Here is a 17482-nt window from a genome sequence, read left to right as displayed (position 1 = left end):
GCCGCGTCGACAAGTTATTTCCCTTCTCCCGTTTTGCGAAAGCCTCCCATGTCGTTGTTTTTCCCGCGCTGTATGTCCACGCAGGCAGATGTCCATGCCTGATCTCTTTTCCAATTATGTGATTCTCTGCATCGGTGCATTCGTCGCCGGCCTGGTGGACGCGGTGGTCGGCGGCGGCGGCCTGGTGCTGATCCCGACCTTGTTCTCGGTCTTTCCCAACGTTGCGCCGGCCACGCTGCTCGGCACCAACAAGGTGGCAGGCGTCATGGGTACCAGTGCGGCTGCGATCAATTTCGCCCGCAAGGTCCGCATCCACTGGGCTGCCGCGGCGCCGGCGGCATTGGCGGCATTTGCCTTGTCCTTTTGCGGCGCCTACCTGGTTACCCACGTGCCGACTGAATTGATGCGCAAGGCCTTGCCGTTTATCTTGCTGGCGGTGGCGATTTATACCTTGAAGAAGAAGGACTTCGGCCAGCACCATGCACCGCTATTGTCCGGAGGCAAGGAAAGACTCTACGCCATTCTGGTCGGTGCCGGGGTAGGGTTCTATGACGGGTTGTTCGGACCGGGCACCGGTAGCTTCTTCGTCTTCCTCTTCGTGCGTATCTTTGGCTACGATTTCCTGCGTGCGTCCGCGGTGTCCAAGGTCGTGAACATTGCGACCAATCTGGCGGCGCTGGTGTGGTTCTCGTACAGCGGCCACGTGATCTGGCAGTTGGGCCTGCTGATGGCGGTGTTCAATATCGGCGGTTCTTTGGTCGGTACCCGCCTGGCGATGAAGCATGGCAGCAGCTTTGTCCGCAAACTTTTCCTGTTAGTGGTGAGCGCGCTAATTCTGAAGACCGGCTACGACGCATTTTTAAAATGAAGGACGCATAGTTTTCAGCGATTGTTTCACGTGAAACAATCGCTGGAGGGTATCGGTGTCGTTGAAAAGGGAGGCGAAGTCCTCCCTTTTTGTTTGTCCGTCGCAAGTGGGCCCATACCCAGCGCATACTAATCCAACCTCAAATTGTTTCACGTGAAACAAAAAGCGCGAATAAAAAGAGAATAACAGGGGTAGGCCCTGATGCCTGTCCAAAAAGACTTTATAATCTCGCCTCTGTTCACCGTCTCCACGAGGCGCATTATGCTATTTCCCACACACTTTGAAGTCATTGTCGTCGGCGGCGGTCACGCCGGAACCGAAGCTGCTTTGGCATCCGCCCGCATGGGTCAAACGACTTTGCTGCTGACCCACAACATCGAGACCCTCGGTCAGATGTCGTGCAATCCTTCCATTGGCGGTATCGGCAAGGGTCACCTGGTCAAGGAGGTTGACGCCATGGGCGGCGCGATGGCGATTGCGACAGATGAGGCGGGCATCCAATTCCGTATCCTGAACTCTTCCAAAGGGCCGGCCGTACGCGCCACGCGCGCCCAGGCCGACCGCATCCTGTACAAGCAGGCGATCCGTTCACGCTTGGAAAACCAACCAAACCTGTGGCTATTCCAGCAGGCGGTGGATGACCTGATCGTCGAAGGCGACCGCGTGATCGGTGCCGTGACCCAGGCCGGGATCCGCTTTGCGGGCAGGGCGGTGGTGCTGACTGCCGGTACTTTCCTCGACGGGAAGATCCACGTCGGCCTCAATAATTACTCCGCCGGCCGTGCCGGGGACCCGCCGGCGATCTCCCTGTCGGCACGCCTGAAAGAGCTCAAGCTGCCACAAGGCCGCCTGAAAACCGGCACGCCGCCACGCATTGACGGTCGCAGCATCGATTTTTCGGTGCTGGAAGAGCAGCCCGGCGACCTCGATCCGATCCCGGTATTCTCGGTCATGGGCAATGTCGGCATGCATCCGGCACAGATGCCGTGCTGGATTACCCATACCAACACCCAGACCCACGACATCATTCGCGCCGGCCTCGACCGCAGCCCGATGTACACCGGCGTGATCGAAGGCGTCGGTCCCCGCTATTGCCCGTCGATCGAAGACAAGATCCATCGCTTCGCCGGCAAGGATTCGCACCAGATCTATCTGGAGCCGGAAGGCCTGACGACCAACGAGTTCTATCCCAACGGCATCTCCACCAGCCTGCCGTTCGACGTGCAGCTGGCGCTGGTGCGCTCGATGCGCGGCATGGAAAACGCCCACATCCTGCGCCCGGGCTACGCCATCGAGTACGACTACTTCGATCCGCGCGGACTCAAGTCTTCGCTGGAAACTCGTCAAATCCAGGGCCTGTTCTTCGCCGGCCAGATCAACGGCACCACCGGCTATGAAGAAGCGGCAGCTCAGGGCATGCTGGCCGGCCTCAACGCAGCGCTGCAAACGCAGGGCCGCGACGCCTGGACGCCGCGCCGCGACGAGGCTTATCTCGGCGTGCTGGTCGACGACCTGATCACCCAGGGCGTGCTGGAGCCTTATCGCATGTTCACCAGCCGCGCCGAGTATCGCCTGAGCCTGCGTGAAGACAATGCCGACCTGCGCCTGACCGAAATCGGCCGCCAGCTTGGTTGCGTCGGCGATGTCCAGTGGGAAATGTTCGAGAAAAAGCGCGAAGCCGTTGCACGTGAAATGGAGCGCCTGAAATCCACCTGGGTCAACCCGCGCATCCTCGCCGACGCCGAAGCCGAGCGCGTGCTGGGCAAAGCCATCGAGCGTGAATACAACCTGGTCGATCTGCTGCGCCGCCCGAACGTTACCTACGACAGCCTGATGACGCTGACCGGCACCGACGGCCAGGCGCTGGCGGGTCCGGGCGTGAGCGACGATCCGGTGCGCGAACAGATCGAGATCCAGATCAAGTACGCCGGCTACATCGACCGCCAGGCCAAGGAAATCGGCCGCCAGGAACACAATGAAAGCCTGAAATTGCCGGCCGACCTCGACTACATGGAAGTCCAGGCGCTGTCGATCGAAGTGCGCCAGAAGCTCAACAAGCACAAGCCCGAAACCCTGGGCCAGGCTTCGCGCATTTCCGGCGTGACGCCGGCGGCCTTGTCCCTGCTGCTGGTCCACCTGAAAAAAGGCGGCCTGAGGCACGCCGCCGTTTCCGATAATCATAACGAAGCGGCCTGAGCATCTTGAATACGACCACCACCACGCCTACCGACCTGCAACTGGGCAGCACCCTCAGCGCCGGCGCCGAAGCGCTCGGCCTGACGCTGAGCGCCGGCCAGCACAAGAAGCTGCTGGCTTACCTGGCCCTGATGGCCAAGTGGAATCGCACTTACAACCTGACCGCACTGCGCGATCCGGCGCAGATGATGACCCATCATTTGCTCGATTCGCTGGCTGCGGTATCGGCCTTCGCGCAAGCCGACAATGTGCTGGACGTCGGCGCCGGCGGCGGTTTGCCCGGTATCGTTCTGGCCATCTGGGCGGCCGAGGCGCGTCCCGGCATGAAGGTGTCGATGATCGACACCGTGCACAAGAAGACCGCGTTCCTCACGCAAGCCAAGGCGGAGTTGCAATTAAGCAATATCTCAGTGTATACGGCGCGCGTCGAACAGTTGCAAGTTAAGCAACTATTCGACGTCATCACTTCACGCGCGTTTGCGGAACTCAACGACTTCATCAACTGGTCGAACCATCTGTTGCAACCCGGCGGCCGCTACATCGCCATGAAGGGCGTGATGCCGCAGGACGAAATCGCGCGCCTGCCGGATGGATGGAAGGTGGAAAAGACCCAGGCACTGGAGGTGCCCGGACTCGATGCAGAACGTCATCTGATCTTTATTGAAAGGTCCTGAATGAAGCACTTGCCAGTCACTCGCGCATTATCGGTTTTTGCCTTCGCGGCCGCAGTCTTGTCCACGGCCGCTCCGGTCCTGGCCCAGGAAGTCGTCACCGTACCCTCGGTCGACCTGAAGCGCTACGTCGGCAAATGGTATGAAATCGCCCGCTTCCCGAACAGCTTCCAGAAGAAATGCATTTCCAACGTGACCGCCGAATACCGCGCGCGCACCGACGGCGACATTGATGTCACCAATCGCTGCAAGGTCGAAGGCGGCGTGCTCGACCAGGCCGACGGCCTGGCGCGTGTGATCGAAGGCAGCCACAACGCCAAACTGCAGGTACGCTTCGCACCAGCCTGGCTGGCATGGTTTCCGCTGGTGTGGGGCGACTACTGGGTGATCGACCTGGACGCCGACTACTCGGTCGCGACCGTCGGCACGCCATCGCGCGACTACCTGTGGATCCTGGCGCGCAAGCCGGCGCTGTCGACCGCGGAATATGAAGCCGCCGTCAACAACGCCACCAAGCAGGGTTTCGACACGTCGAAGCTGGTCAAGACGCCGCAAGAATAATTCACGACCGATAGTCCAATCAAGGAGACGCCATGCAAGCACTGTTTCACATGATCGGCATTACCGATGTCTGGCAACTGATTGCCGCGACGGTGGTGTTCCTGATGCTGCCCGGTCCCGGCACGTTCTGCGTGCTGACCTGCTCGGCCAAGCACGGCTTGCGCGGCGGCTTCGCAGCGATCGCCGGCCTGATGCTGGGAGACATCGTGCTGATGTTCCTCGCGGCGATCGGCGTGGCGGCGCTGCTGCACGCCAATCCTCTGCTGTTCAAGGGCATGCAGTATGTGGGCGCGGCCTATCTGGCTTATCTCGGCGCACGCTTGCTGTTTGCGAAGGAAGAGGGTGGATCTTCGGTGGTGCCGTTCTCGAACATGGCGGATTTCCGTCGCGGCTTTTTCGTCACGCTGATGAATCCGAAGGCCATCGTGTTCTACATGGCATTTTTCCCGCTGTTCATCGATCCTGCCACGCAAAAAGGTGCAGCGACTTTCCTGACCATGGGCGCCGTGATTTGTACATGCACGCTGATCTATGGCAGTCTGCTGGTCTTGGCCGGCAACGCCGCCGCAAAACGGCTCGCGCGCAATCGCAAGATTGCCACGCTGGCCTCGCGCGCAGCCGGCGTTTTCCTGATCGGCTTCGGCATCAAGCTGAGCACGCACTAAGCTGTATCGACGACAAACTCAACGACAAACGATTCACTGTAATCCCGACGGAACACTAACTAGAAAAACCTATGGCTAAAATCTTTTGCGTTGCGAATCAAAAAGGCGGTGTCGGCAAAACCACCACAGCAGTCAATCTCGCTGCCGGCCTGGCACAGCACAATCAGCGCGTGCTGCTCGTCGACCTCGATCCGCAGGGCAATGCCACCATGGGTTCCGGCATCAACAAGGCCGAGCTTAAGGGCTCGATCTACGAAGTGCTGCTCGGCATGGCCGACATCAAGAGCGTACGCAAGCGTTCCGAAAGCGGCAACTTCGACGTGCTGCCGGCCAACCGCGAACTGGCCGGCGCCGAAGTCGAAATGGTCGAACTCGAGAATCGCGAGAAGCGGCTGAAGGATGCCTTCGCCGCCGTCGCCGACGACTACGATTTCATTCTCATCGATTGTCCGCCGGCGCTGTCGCTGCTGACGCTCAACGGCTTGTGCTCGGCCCATGGCGTGGTGATCCCGATGCAGTGTGAATACTATGCGCTCGAAGGCCTGTCCGACCTCGTCAACACCATCAAGAAAGTGCACGCCAAGCTCAACCCCGATCTCAAGATCATCGGCTTGCTGCGGGTGATGTTCGATCCGCGCATGACGCTGTCGCAGCAAGTGTCCGACCAGTTGGAACAGCATTTCGGCGACAAGGTATTCAAGACCGTGATCCCGCGCAACGTGCGCCTGGCCGAAGCGCCGTCGTACGGCATGCCGGGTGTGAACTTCGACGCAGCGTCGAAGGGCGCGCAGGCGTACATCGCATTCGGCGCCGAGATGGTCGAACGCATCAAGACGCTGTAATCGTATAAACGATATAAACAATTTTAGTAATCAGTATTTCAGAAACAGGCAGGTAAAAGATGGCAACCAAAAAATCAAAAGGCCTCGGCCGCGGTCTCGACGCACTGCTCGGCGGATCTTCCGATATCACCGAAGACGTGCCGGTCGTTGCGGGTTCGCCATCGGTGATGCCGGTCACGGATCTGCAGGCCGGCAAGTACCAGCCGCGCAGCCGCATGGACGAAGGCGCGCTCAATGAACTCGCTGCCTCGATCAAGGAGCAGGGCCTGCTGCAGCCGATCCTGATCCGCGCCATCGGCCAGAAGAACGGCAAGGACATCTACGAAATCATTGCCGGCGAACGCCGCTTCCGCGCGGCCAAGATCGCCGGCCTGACCGAAGTTCCGGTGCTGGTGAAGAACGTCGACGACCAGACCACCGCCGCGATGGCGCTGATCGAAAACATGCAGCGCGAGGATCTCAATCCGCTGGAAGAAGCGCAGGGCATCCATCGCTTGATCACCGATTTCAACTTCACGCATGAGCAGGCGGCAGTGGCAGTCGGTCGTTCGCGCAGCGCGGTGTCGAACCTGCTGCGCTTGCTGAACCTGGCCAAGCCGGTGCAAACCATGCTGATGGCCGGCGATATCGACATGGGTCACGCACGCGCCTTGCTGGCGGTGGATTCTGCGACGCAGATCACGCTGGCGAACCAGATCGTCGCCAAGCGCATGTCGGTGCGCGAGGCGGAAAAGCTGGTAGTGCGCACCACCGCCGAGCAAGCGGCATCGAACAAACCACGCGACGGCGGCAAGGAAAAATCACGCGACATCACACGCCTCGAAGAAGAACTGTCCGACATCCTGGCCACGCAAGTGTCGATCAAGACCGGCGCCAAGAATCGCGGCCAGCTGGTCATCAATTTCTCCGACCTCGATGCGCTCGACGGCGTGATCGCACGCCTGCGCGGCGAAGCGGTCGAGCAGTAACGCTGCAAGCTCCGGCGGCAGCATGTGTAGCAGCAGCTGCCGCAGCAATGAAAGGAAAGCGCCATGCCTTACCTGCAACTCGACGTCAACGACAGCTATCCGGCGGAGCAAAAGAAGCAGCTCGCCACGCGCATGGCGCAAACCTATGCCGACATGATGACAGTGGATATCCGCCGCATCAGCATCGTCATCCGCGAGTGCGGCGCAGGCAGTGTGTGGCGTACGGTTGACGGCGGCGAAGTGGAGCCGGTCTCGGTGCTGATGTGCGACATCCGCCGCGGCCGCACGCCGGAGCTGCGCATGGAAGTCGCCAAGGCCTTGTGCCGCGATTGCATCGACGTGCTGGGCTTGCGCGAAGACCGGCTCAACGTCGAGTTCACTCAGCACAGCGGCGATGAAATGTACCACCCGACGCTGGGTGGCTACAGTCCCGAATGGTCCGCCGGCGAAGCCGCGCCGGAGAGTTGATCACAGCGCTGATAACCGTACTGACTACCTTGTATCGGCACTCGTCGAAAAATTATCCCGATACTGCTGCGCACTGATGCCGAGCCGGCGCTGGAACACCACGCGCATGTGGCTGGCATCGCGGAAGCCGCAGCGCCAGGCGACCGTCTTCAACGGCGCCGCTGAGCTCTCCAGCATCACGCGCGCTGCGTCGACGCGTGCACTCTCGATGAACTCCGCCGGCGTCATGCGCGCATCGCGTGCGAATACGCGCGCGAAGTTGCGCGGGCTGCTCGACACCACCGCGGCCAACACGTCGACGCTGAGCTTCTCCTGCAGATGCTCGCGCACGTAATGCTGCACCTGGCCGACCAATGAAGTTTCTTCCGCATACGGCGTAAGGTAAGGACTGAACTGCGATTGTCCGCCGCTGCGCTGCATGAACACCACCAGCCGTTTGGCGACGTTGAGTGCGACTTCCTGGCCGGCGTCTTCCGCCAGCAACGCCAGCGACAGGTCGATGCCGGCAGTCACGCCCGCCGACGTCACCAGCTTGCCATCGCGCAGATAGATGCGATCGGCATCGACTTCGACCTCGGGGAAATCACGCGCCAATACCGCGGCGTCATTCCAATGCGTAGTCACGCGTTTGCCGTTGAGCAGGCCGGCATGCGCCAGCAAAAATGCGCCGTTGCAGATCGAGCCGTGGCGACCGGCGCGTTGCGCGGCATCGGCCAGCCAGTCGCTCAACTCGGCATCGCGCTCCTGCTGAGGCAAGCCGGGACCGCCGGCGGCGAGCAGCAGGTCGTAGTTCTCACGCGCATCGCTGTAGTGCAGGTGCGGCACGATTTGCATGCGGTTGGAACAGACGATGGGCTCGTGCGTGCTGCCGATCACGCTGAGGTGGTAGTGCTGTTGCGGCGGCAAGAAACGGTTGGCCTCGGCGAATACGTCGAGCGGGCCCGAGACATCGAGCGCCTGGACTCCGGGGAACACCAGCAGGGCGACAGTAGGCATGGCAGCAATCGGCAGTGGAAACGATAGCCGCCATCATAGCGCCGTCCTGACAATGTGGTGATGCGGCCTCCCTGATCACAGGCTCGGTGCATTTTTCGAGCACCCGCCGCGCGATGACAGTGACTGCTCCTGATTGCTTTGCGACGCTCGCGTCAACATCTTGCGATATGAGAATTTCTCGCAAGCGATGTGATTATTTTCCGTTTTGTCTGTCGGTCCGCGGTCCGCATAATGGCGTCTTGCCGCAGCAGAGAAGATCGAAAAAAGGAAAAAATGTCGGCGCGCTGCGGCAGATGGGAGGGCCATCCATCATCAAAGGAAACGACATGCCGGTAGCAGAAATCCAGAGTTTTTTGAAAGAGTACTTCGACGTCCTGCAGAGCCAGGATATTGAGCAATTCGATCGCGTCTTCCATCGCGGTTGCGTGCTGTATTCGGCACAGGACGGCGTGGTCGTCGTGCGCCCGTTCGACGAGTATCGCAAGATGGTGCAGGGGCGTGAATCGCCTCAGTCGCGTGGCTTTGGGCGTGCCGATCAGATTCTGATGATTGATGTGCTGTCGCCCGATATGGCGCTGGCCAAAGTACGCCTGCGCCTGTTCGACAACATCATGGAGGACTACCTGAACCTGCTCAGGGTGGACGGCAAATGGACCATTGCCGCCAAGCTTTTTCACCGCGCTGAAACACTGGCGGGTTGAACGAAAAAAGAAGATGTGCATCCCGGCGCCGCGAAAAATCTGCAGCGCCGGAATGCGATTTGCGCTATCAGCCCGTCACGCTTCCTCACCCAGAAAACCACCACTCTGATGCGACCACAGGCGTGCATACAAACCGTTGTGTGCCAGCAGTTCCTGGTGACTGCCTTGTTCGACAATGCGACCCTGGTCGAGCACGATCAGGCGGTCCATCGCCGCGATGGTCGACAGGCGGTGGGCGATGGCGACCACGGTCTTGCCTTCCATGAGGCGATACAGGCTTTCCTGGATTGCTGCTTCCACTTCGGAATCGAGCGCGCTGGTGGCTTCGTCCAGCAGCAGGATCGGTGCATCCTTGAGCATCACGCGCGCAATCGCGATACGCTGGCGTTGACCGCCGGACAGTTTCACGCCGCGCTCGCCGACGTGCGCATCGTAACCACGGCGGCCGTGCGCATCGGCCAGGTTGCCGATGAAGTCGTGCGCTTCGGCACGGCGTGCGGCGGCGATCATGTCGTCGTCACCGGCGTCGGGGCGGCCGTACAGGATGTTGTCGCGCACCGAGCGATGCAGCAGCGAAGTGTCTTGCGTGACCATGCCGACTTGCGCACGCAGGCTGTCCTGCGTGACGTGGGCGATGTCCTGGCCGTCGATCAGCACGCGGCCCTGCTCGACATCATAGAAACGCAGCAGCAGGTTGACGATGGTTGACTTACCGGCGCCGGAACGGCCGACCAGGCCAATCTTTTCGCCGGGGCGGATGTTCAGGTTGAGCTGGTCGATCACCTGGCGCGCATCCGGACCGGTGGCGCCGTAGGCGAAGCTGACGTTCTCGAAGACCAGTTCACCTCGTTTGACATCAAGCGGTTGCGCGTCCGGCAAATCCTTCACATCATGCGCGCGCGACAGCGTATTGATGCCGTCTTGCACGGTGCCGACGTGTTCGAACAGCGCCGCCATTTCCCACATCACCCAATGCGCGATGCCGTTCAGGCGCAGCGCCATCGCGGTGGCTGCGGCGACCGCGCCGATGCCGAGCTGGCCCTGCGTCCACAGCCACAGCGCCACGCCCGCCGTCGACAGGATCAGCACCATGTTGAGCGAGTGATTGACGATTTCAAAACCGCTGACCAGGCGCATCTGACGATTCACCGTGAGCAGGAAATCCTGCATCGCGCTGCGCGCATAACCGGCCTCGCGACCCGCGTGCGAGAACAGCTTGACGGTGGCGATGTTGGTGTAGGCATCGGTGATGCGTCCGGTCATCAGCGAGCGCGCATCAGCCTGGTTGCGCGCCACCTTCGACAGGCGCGGCACGAAGTAGCGCAACGCCGCCATGTACAGCACCAGCCAGCCGAAGAAGGGCGCCAGCATCCACAGGTCGAAGCCGCCGACCACCGCCGCCATGGTGACGAAGTAGATCATCACGAACACCAGGATGTCGCCCATGATCATGCACACGTCGCGCACCGCCAGCGCGGTCTGCATCACCTTGGCGGCAACGCGGCCGGCGAATTCGTCCTGATAGAAACTCATGCTCTGGTTGAGCATCAGGCGATGGAATTTCCAGCGCAGCATCATCGGGAACGCGCCCGCCAGCGTCTGGTGCTTGAAGAAGGTCTGCAGTGCGATCAGCAGCGGACTGCCGGCCAGCACCACGGCCAGCCAGATCAGGCTGCCGCGTTCCTGCGTCCACAACTGCGCCGGCGCGATATGGCTGAGCCAGTCGACGATGCGACCCATCATCGCGAACAGCAGCGCTTCGAAGGCGCCGATGATCGCGGTCAGTGTGGTCATCGCCACGATGTAGCGGCGCAGACCCTTGGTACAGGCCCAGATGAAGGCGGTGAAGCCGCGCGGCGGCGGCTTGATGACGTTGTCGGGGTAGGGGTGAACCAGTTTTTCAAACCATGCGAGCATGCAATCTCCAGAGTGTCGCCGGGTGGACCGGTGCACATTTCTTGTCGTGTGCGAGGATGGCGCAGAAGAAATCGGGCGCCGGTGCGGCGAAGAACAGAGATTCTAACCCGTTCACCAAAACAGGGCGGGTAGCTTGCTGCAGGCTGACGAATACCGCCGGCGCGCCTTGATTGCAGCCTTCGTTGCACTTGGTTGCATTTATTCCGCAGCCGAAAACCGCCGGATTGCTTATCATCGCGGATGATCCTGCACAGAACTCCTTCGGAAAATTCATGACAGCCAACAAGAAAAAAGCCATCGCACAGCCCTTCAACCGTCACGCCGTCTGGCGACTCATCAAACCGTACTGGATTTCGGAAGAACGCTCGAAAGCATGGGGTCTGATGGCGGTGATCATTGCGCTGGTGCTGGTCATGGTCTACATCAATGTGCTTCTCACCGACTGGAATCGCACCATGTACGATTCCCTGCAGAACAAGGATTACGCCGCCTTCAAGGGCCTGCTGTGGCAGTTCAGTTACCTGGCTTTTGCCTATATCGTGGTCGCCACGGCGCGCATTTACCTGACGCAATCGCTGCAGATCCGCTGGCGTACCTGGATGACCGACAAGTACATGGGGAAGTGGCTGGACCATCACGCCTACTACCGCATGGAGCAGGGCCGCATCGCCGACAATCCCGACCAGCGTATCGCAGAGGACTTGCGCTCGCTGACCTCGAACACCATCAGCCTGGTGCTCGGCTTCATCTCCAGCCTGGTGACGCTGGTGTCCTTCGTCGGCATCCTGTGGGCCATCAGCGGGCCGCTCTCGTTCGCCTTCATGCAGCACGACTGGGTCATCCCGGGCTACATGGTGTGGTTCGCCATCGCCTATGCCGGCGTCGGCTCGTGGATCATCTGGTGGATCGGCAAGCCTCTGGTGGTGCAGAGCTACAACCAGGAGCGCTTCGAGGCGAACTATCGTTTCGGCCTGATCCGGATTCGCGAACATGCCGAAGCTATCGCCCTGTATCGCGGCGAGCGACGCGAGCGTGACGAGCTCGACCTGCGTTTCGAAGATATCCGCCGCAACTGGTGGGACATCATGCGCACCACCAAGAGCCTCAATATCGCGAGCAATTTCTACGGTCAGTTCGCAATCATTTTCCCGATGCTGGTGGCGGCGCCGCGCTATTTCTCCGGCGCCATGTCGCTGGGCGTGCTGATGCAGCTCAGCAGCGCCTTCGGCCAGGTGCAGGACGCCTTGTCATGGTTCATCAACGCCTTCACCACGCTGGCCGACTGGAAGGCCAGCATCAATCGTCTGGCTGGTTTCAACCTCGCGGTGGAACAGGCCCAGAAGCAACCCGCCAGCATCTCGGTCGAACGCAACAACGTCGGCGCCATCCTGTTCGACAAGCTCGACCTTGCACTACCCGACGGACGCGCGCTGATTGGCGGCGTCAATGGCGCAATCCATCCCGGCGAGCGCATCCTGGTGAGCGGCCCATCGGGTTGCGGCAAGTCGACGCTGTTCCGCGCCATCGCCGGCATCTGGCCGTACGGCGGCGGCGACATCCAGATCCCGCACAAGGCGAAGCTGATGTTCGTGCCGCAAGCGAGTTACCTGCCGATCGGCACGTTGCGTTCGGCGCTGGCGTATCCGGCCGATGAGAGCGCTTATACCGACCTGGCGATCTGCCACTATCTCGACCTGTGCCGCCTGCCGCATCTCAAGGACCAGCTCGATGTCTACAACAACTGGGGCAATCGCCTGTCGCCGGGCGAGCAACAGCGCCTGGCGTTTGCACGCGTATTCCTGACGCGGCCGGAAGTCGTGTTCCTCGACGAAGCCAGCAGCGCCATGGACGGCGAGACCGAAGAAGCGCTTTACTCCCTGCTGCACGAAGAGCTGCCGCAGTCAGCCATCGTCAGCATCGCCCATCGCGAAACCGTAGCGCGCTATCATCAGCAGCGCTGGCATTTTTCCAACCGCAACAATGCTGCCGGCGACAGCATCAGCCGTCTCAACATCCAGCCGCTTTGATCGTGCTGAACCGGCCGCGCTGAATGCGCACTCTCAGGCGTTATAGCCGCCGTCAATGGTGAGCGCGGCGCCGGTCACGAAGCGGCCTTCGTCGCCGGCCAGGAACGCCACCAGGCCGGCGATATCCTTACCTTCGCCGTAATGCGGCAGTGCCATGAACGCCAGCGAGCCGGCCGCCTTGGGACCGGCGGCAGGATTCATGTCGGTGTCGGTCGGGCCCGGCTGTACCAGGTTGGCGGTGATGCCGCGCGCGCCGAGGTCGCGCGCCATGCCCTTGGTCAGGCCGACCAGCGCCGACTTGTTCATCGCGTAGAGCGTGATGGAAGGCTTCGGCACGCGGTCGGCCAGGTTGCTGCCGATGGTGATGATGCGTCCGCCTTGCTGCATGTGACGGGCCGCCGCCTGCGAGGCGACGAACACCGCGCGCACGTTGATCGCGTTGCTCAGCTCGAAGTCGTCCAGCGAATAGTCCTCGAATGGTTTGGCGATGAAGATGCCGGCATTGTTGACCAGGATGTCGAGCCGGCCGAACTCTGCCGCCGTGCGTTCCACCGCGCCGGTCACCGCTGCAGGATCGCGGTTGTCGGCGACCAGCGCCAGCGCACGCCGGCCGCCGTTGCGGATGTCTTCGGCCACGGCCTGCGCCTTGTCCGCGGCGCTGGCGTAGGTGAAGGCGACGTCGGCGCCGTCGCGCGCCAGGCGGCGTGCGATTGCTGCGCCGATGCCGCGGCTGCCGCCGGTCACGAGGGCGACTTTTCCTGCAAGATGCGTCATGGAGATTCCTTTTATATAGTGATCGTTACATAATAGTGTGTCAGGCATAATATGCTTGTCAATCAATTTTGTAATGATCGCTATGGAAAGGAAGGGGCATGGCTGAGCGAGGACGTCCGCGCAGCTTCGATCGCACCGACGCCTTAAGGCGCGCGATGATGCTGTTTTGGAAATATGGATACGAAGGAACCTCGCTGGCCGACCTGACGGCGGTGATGGGCATCACCGCGCCCAGCCTGTACGCCGCCTTCGGCTGCAAGGAAGCCTTGTTCCGCGAAGTGGTGGAACACTACCAGGCCAACGAAGGGCGCTTCACCGGCGAAGCGCTGGAAGCCGATACCAGTGCGCGCGAAGCGATTGAGGCAATGCTCAACGGCGCCGCCGTCAACCTTGGCGCCACCGGCGGCTGCCTGGTCGTGACCGCGGCCACCAAATGCGGCGCGGCCAACGAAACCGTCGACCTCTACCTTCAGGAAAATCGTGTGAGCAGGAACGACGCCATCCGCCGCCGCCTCGAACGTGCGGTGCAGGAAGGCGAACTGCCGGCCGATACCGACACGCGCGGACTTGCCACCTTCTACGCCACGCTGCTGCAAGGCATGTCGATCCAGGCGCGCGACGGCACCTCGAAGAAATCGCTCAAGGCGGCGGTCGTCGCCGCAATGTCGGCATGGCCGGTGCAGCCCGTGACCGCTGCCGCAAAGGCGGTGGGCAAACGTACGGCAAAGGCGGCTGCGGCGTCATGAGGCGAGGGCATCGCCCGATGCTTACTTTGCATAGCGGCGCGCGCGCACGTATGCAAGAATGTCCTGTCGCATTTCCCATAACATTTGAATTCCACCAGAAGACGCAGCCATGAACGACCCCATCGTGTATCTCAACGGCGAAATGACGCCGCTCTCCGAAGCCCGCATTCCCGTGCTGGACCGCGGCTTCATCTTCGGCGACGGCGTGTATGAAGTGATCCCGATGTACGCCCGCAAGCCGTTCCGCGGCACCCATCATATTGCGCGCCTGTTCCGCAGCCTTGCCACCATCGGTATTACCAATCCGCATAACGAAGCCGAATGGCTGGCGCTGATCGCGCGCGTGGTGCAGGCCAATGATCTCAACGATCAGATCGTCTACATCCAGGTTACGCGCGGCGTCGCCAAGCGCGGCCACGCATTCCCCAAGGATCCGGTCACGCCGACGGTGTTCATGATGACCAGCCCGCTGGCAGTGCCGTCGGCCGAGGTGCGCGCCAAGGGTGTGGCCTGCGTCACGCTGGAAGACAAGCGCTGGCTGAATTGCCAGATCAAGTCGACCTCGCTGCTGGGTAACGTGCTGGCGGCGCAATATGCGGCCGAGCACGAAGTCACTGAAGCGATCCAGTTCCGCGACGAGTTCCTCAGCGAAGCCTCGTCGTCCAACGTCTGGATCGTCAAGGACGGCAAGCTGTCGGCGCCGCCCAAGGACAACCTGATCCTCGAAGGCATCCGTTACGGCTTCATCGAAGAGCTGTGCAAGTCGCAGGGCATCGTGTTCGAAGCGCGCCGCATCACGCGCGAAGAAGTCTTCGGCGCCGATGAAGTGCTGCTGTCATCGGCCACCAAGGAAGTGCTGCCGGTGGTGACCATCGATGACCAGCGCGTCGGCGACGGCAAGCCGGGCCCCGTTTTCGCCAAGCTGTACGCGGCCTACCAGGCGGCCAAGGCGGCGCTCTGAAGATCGTTGTATCTGAATAAACGCATGTCTTGTCACGCGGCAAGACATGCGCAGGTGGGCGGCGAGTGGCGTAAAATACGCAGATCGCCACAGAAGTTTTCAAAACACTGCCATGTCATCACCTAAAGATCCCGTAGATCCCGCCGCTCCTGCCATGCCCGTCATTCCTCCGGAAGAATCGCTGATTGAATATCCCAGCGATTTCCCGATCAAGGTGGTCGGCATCATGCACGACGAATTCACCGATCGCATCGTCAACATGGTGATCGAACACGATCCGTCTTTCCATGCCGGCAAGGTCGAAATGCGGCCTTCGACACAAGGCAAATACCTGTCGCTGACGGTCACCGTACGCGCCACCAGCCGCGAGCAACTCGACAATCTGTACCGTGCGCTGTCGTCGCATGAGATGGTCAAGTTCGTGCTGTAAGCCAGGGATTGCGCCCGCCATGCGGGCATAAAAAAACCGGTTCGTCCTCGCAGGAGGCGAACCGGTTTTTATTTGCGGCGCAGCATTTAGCGCAGTGCTGCGGCGTGCGTGCGATCCAGCTTGAATACGCTGACCACCTGCGCCAGGCGTCCGGCCTGATCCTGCAAGGACTGCGCCGCGGCAGCAGCTTCTTCGACCAGCGCGGCGTTCTGCTGGGTGGTTTCATCCATCTGCGTGATGGCCTGGCCGACCTGGTTGATGCCGGCGCTCTGTTCCTGGCTGGCTGAGCTGATTTCTCCGACGATGTCGGTCACGCGCTTGACGCTGGCGACCACCTCGTTCATGGTTTCGCCGGCCTGCTGCACCAGCTTGCTGCCGACGTCGACCTTGGACACCGAATCGTCGATCAGCGTCTTGATTTCCTTGGCCGCAGCGGACGAGCGCTGCGCCAGGCTGCGCACTTCGCTCGCCACCACCGCGAAGCCGCGGCCCTGTTCTCCGGCGCGTGCGGCTTCCACTGCCGCGTTCAGTGCGAGGATGTTGGTCTGGAATGCGATGCCGTCAATCACGCTGATGATGTCGACGATCTTGCGCGAAGATTCATTGATGGAACCCATCGTGTCGACCACCTGACTGACGACCGCGCCGCCCTGTTGTGCGACCTCGGAAGCGGACACCGCGAGTTGATTTGCCTGGCGTGCATTGTCGGCATTCTGCTTCACGGTCGAGGTCAGCTCTTCCATCGCCGACGCGGTTTCTTCCAGCGAGCCGGCCTGCTGTTCGGTGCGGCCTGACAGGTCGAGGTTGCCGCTGGCGATTTCGCTCGACGCCGTGCTGATGGTGTCGGTGCCGACGCGTACCTGGCTGACGATATTGAGCAGGTTGTCGTTCATGGTCTTGAGCGCGGTGAGCAGCTGGCCGGTTTCGTCCTTGCCGCCGGCGACGATGTCCGAGCTCAGGTCACCCGAGGCTACCGTTTCAGCGATGCTGACCGCCTGCGTGAGCGGACGCGTGATGCTGATCGTCAGCAGCCATGCCAGCGCACCGCCCAGCACCAGCTCGACGATGCCGAGGATGATCAGCATGTTGCGGCTGGACGAATAATAGTCGGCGACCGCGTCGGCCGAGGTGCTGATCTCCTGGCGCTGCATGTCGCGGAACTTGGCGACTGCCCCGGTGTAGGAGGCATACAGGGGCATGAATTTCTCGGCGGTCATCTTCTTGACTTCATCCATACTGCCGGCCTTCTTGAGCTTGAAGATATCGTTGCGCACCGCCTGGTAGGTATCGCGCACCTTGTTGATCTCGGCCAGTTGCGCGATCTCTTGCGGCGCAGTATTGATCTCTTCGATCTTCTTGCGCATCGGCGCAATGCGCGCCGACTCCGCAGCGATCTGCGCCGTGAAGTATTGCTGCGCATCGGGATCTTCCGTCTTGATCACGGCCAGCGTGCGGATGCCGCTTTCGCGGATCACCGCCAGCCATTCGACCGCGTTGCGTTCATTGGTGATCGAGTCGGTGGTGATCGACACCACGGCGGTATTGATCTGCTGCAGACGCCAGACGCTGATGCCCAGCATGACGACCATGAGCATGAGGATGACGACAAAACCGATGCCGAGGCGTACGCCGATTTTAAGATTTTTCATAAGAGACTCCGAGCGGAAACAGACAATAGGCAAAGCGATTTC

18 protein-coding genes are annotated in these 17482 nt (G+C 61.1%); 13 read left to right on the top strand and 5 right to left on the bottom strand.

The window, feature by feature from the left end; translation table 11 throughout:
• Positions 1 to 94: 94 nt before the first annotated feature.
• The 8 genes from ACIROW_RS18575 to ACIROW_RS18540 all read left to right on the top strand — a co-directional run bounded on the left by ACIROW_RS18575 (position 95) and on the right by ACIROW_RS18540 (position 7239).
• The gene (locus tag ACIROW_RS18575; RefSeq protein WP_402277926.1) at positions 95 to 868 is read left to right on the top strand and encodes a sulfite exporter TauE/SafE family protein; all 774 of its coding nucleotides are present in this window, start codon (positions 95 to 97) and stop codon (positions 866 to 868) included.
• 261 nt (positions 869 to 1129) lie between these two features.
• Complete coding sequence (gene mnmG, locus ACIROW_RS18570; RefSeq protein WP_402277925.1) at positions 1130 to 3064, top strand: tRNA uridine-5-carboxymethylaminomethyl(34) synthesis enzyme MnmG; 1935 nt, start codon at positions 1130 to 1132, stop codon at positions 3062 to 3064.
• A 5-nt stretch (positions 3065 to 3069) separates the two neighbouring features.
• Positions 3070 to 3738, top strand: coding sequence for a 16S rRNA (guanine(527)-N(7))-methyltransferase RsmG (gene rsmG, locus ACIROW_RS18565; protein WP_402277924.1), 669 nt, complete (start codon positions 3070 to 3072; stop codon positions 3736 to 3738).
• The gene (locus ACIROW_RS18560) at positions 3739 to 4296 is read left to right on the top strand and encodes a lipocalin family protein (RefSeq protein ID WP_402277923.1); all 558 of its coding nucleotides are present in this window, start codon (positions 3739 to 3741) and stop codon (positions 4294 to 4296) included.
• Positions 4297 to 4328: 32 nt separating this feature from the next.
• Positions 4329 to 4961, top strand: a complete 633-nt coding sequence (gene leuE, locus ACIROW_RS18555; RefSeq protein ID WP_402277922.1) for a leucine efflux protein LeuE — start codon at positions 4329 to 4331, stop codon at positions 4959 to 4961.
• A gap of 71 nt (positions 4962 to 5032) precedes the next feature.
• Positions 5033 to 5803 (top strand): ParA family protein, encoded by a 771-nt coding sequence (locus tag ACIROW_RS18550; RefSeq protein ID WP_116436175.1) that lies wholly within the window; start codon positions 5033 to 5035, stop codon positions 5801 to 5803.
• Between the two features lie 59 nt (positions 5804 to 5862).
• Positions 5863 to 6771 carry a ParB/RepB/Spo0J family partition protein gene (locus ACIROW_RS18545; protein WP_402277921.1) on the top strand — a complete coding sequence of 303 codons (909 nt, stop codon included), beginning with the start codon at positions 5863 to 5865 and terminating at the stop codon, positions 6769 to 6771.
• Positions 6772 to 6834: 63 nt separating this feature from the next.
• A complete protein-coding gene (locus ACIROW_RS18540) occupies positions 6835 to 7239 on the top strand; it encodes a 4-oxalocrotonate tautomerase family protein (protein ID WP_402277920.1) in 405 nt (134 codons plus the stop codon).
• 24 nt (positions 7240 to 7263) lie between these two features.
• On the opposite strand, the gene ACIROW_RS18535 is transcribed toward ACIROW_RS18540, so the two are convergent.
• Positions 7264 to 8235 carry a GlxA family transcriptional regulator gene (locus ACIROW_RS18535; protein WP_402277919.1) on the bottom strand — a complete coding sequence of 324 codons (972 nt, stop codon included), beginning with the start codon at positions 8233 to 8235 and terminating at the stop codon, positions 7264 to 7266.
• 167 nt (positions 8236 to 8402) lie between these two features.
• Between ACIROW_RS18535 and ACIROW_RS18530 the strand changes: the two genes are divergently transcribed.
• Positions 8403 to 8936, top strand: coding sequence for a nuclear transport factor 2 family protein (locus ACIROW_RS18530; RefSeq protein ID WP_402277918.1), 534 nt, complete (start codon positions 8403 to 8405; stop codon positions 8934 to 8936).
• 75 nt (positions 8937 to 9011) lie between these two features.
• On the opposite strand, the gene ACIROW_RS18525 is transcribed toward ACIROW_RS18530, so the two are convergent.
• Both ACIROW_RS18525 and ACIROW_RS18520 read right to left on the bottom strand, forming a co-directional pair.
• A complete protein-coding gene (locus tag ACIROW_RS18525; RefSeq protein WP_402277917.1) occupies positions 9012 to 10853 on the bottom strand; it encodes an ABC transporter ATP-binding protein in 1842 nt (613 codons plus the stop codon).
• Positions 10837 to 11151, bottom strand: coding sequence for a hypothetical protein (locus ACIROW_RS18520; protein WP_402277916.1), 315 nt, complete (start codon positions 11149 to 11151; stop codon positions 10837 to 10839). Before ACIROW_RS18520 ends, ACIROW_RS18525 begins: the two co-directional genes overlap by 17 nt.
• Between ACIROW_RS18520 and ACIROW_RS18515 the strand changes: the two genes are divergently transcribed.
• Positions 11126 to 12880, top strand: a complete 1755-nt coding sequence (locus ACIROW_RS18515; RefSeq protein ID WP_402277915.1) for an ABC transporter ATP-binding protein/permease — start codon at positions 11126 to 11128, stop codon at positions 12878 to 12880. The two genes, ACIROW_RS18520 and ACIROW_RS18515, sit on opposite strands and share 26 nt — an antisense overlap.
• A gap of 33 nt (positions 12881 to 12913) precedes the next feature.
• Here ACIROW_RS18515 and ACIROW_RS18510 read toward each other — a convergent pair whose 3' ends face one another.
• Positions 12914 to 13654, bottom strand: a complete 741-nt coding sequence (locus ACIROW_RS18510) for a 3-oxoacyl-ACP reductase family protein (RefSeq protein WP_402277914.1) — start codon at positions 13652 to 13654, stop codon at positions 12914 to 12916.
• 98 nt (positions 13655 to 13752) lie between these two features.
• On the opposite strand from ACIROW_RS18510, the gene ACIROW_RS18505 reads away from it, so the two are divergent.
• From ACIROW_RS18505 to ACIROW_RS18495, 3 genes are all read left to right on the top strand, one after another.
• Entirely contained in the window at positions 13753 to 14400 is a 648-nt protein-coding gene (locus ACIROW_RS18505) for a TetR/AcrR family transcriptional regulator (RefSeq protein ID WP_402277913.1), read from the top strand.
• A 109-nt stretch (positions 14401 to 14509) separates the two neighbouring features.
• The gene (locus ACIROW_RS18500; protein WP_402277912.1) at positions 14510 to 15361 is read left to right on the top strand and encodes a D-amino acid aminotransferase; all 852 of its coding nucleotides are present in this window, start codon (positions 14510 to 14512) and stop codon (positions 15359 to 15361) included.
• A gap of 154 nt (positions 15362 to 15515) precedes the next feature.
• Positions 15516 to 15791 (top strand): DUF493 family protein, encoded by a 276-nt coding sequence (locus ACIROW_RS18495; RefSeq protein ID WP_402277911.1) that lies wholly within the window; start codon positions 15516 to 15518, stop codon positions 15789 to 15791.
• 86 nt (positions 15792 to 15877) lie between these two features.
• On the opposite strand, the gene ACIROW_RS18490 is transcribed toward ACIROW_RS18495, so the two are convergent.
• Entirely contained in the window at positions 15878 to 17440 is a 1563-nt protein-coding gene (locus tag ACIROW_RS18490; RefSeq protein WP_402277910.1) for a methyl-accepting chemotaxis protein, read from the bottom strand.
• Positions 17441 to 17482 lie beyond the last annotated feature (42 nt).

The sequence above is a fragment of the Herbaspirillum sp. NPDC101397 genome (assembly GCF_044767325.1).
In the GTDB taxonomy this organism is placed as follows: domain Bacteria; phylum Pseudomonadota; class Gammaproteobacteria; order Burkholderiales; family Burkholderiaceae_D; genus Herbaspirillum.
The sequence above is the reverse complement of the archived record's forward strand: the minus strand, read 5'-3'. Positions and strand labels throughout refer to the sequence as shown.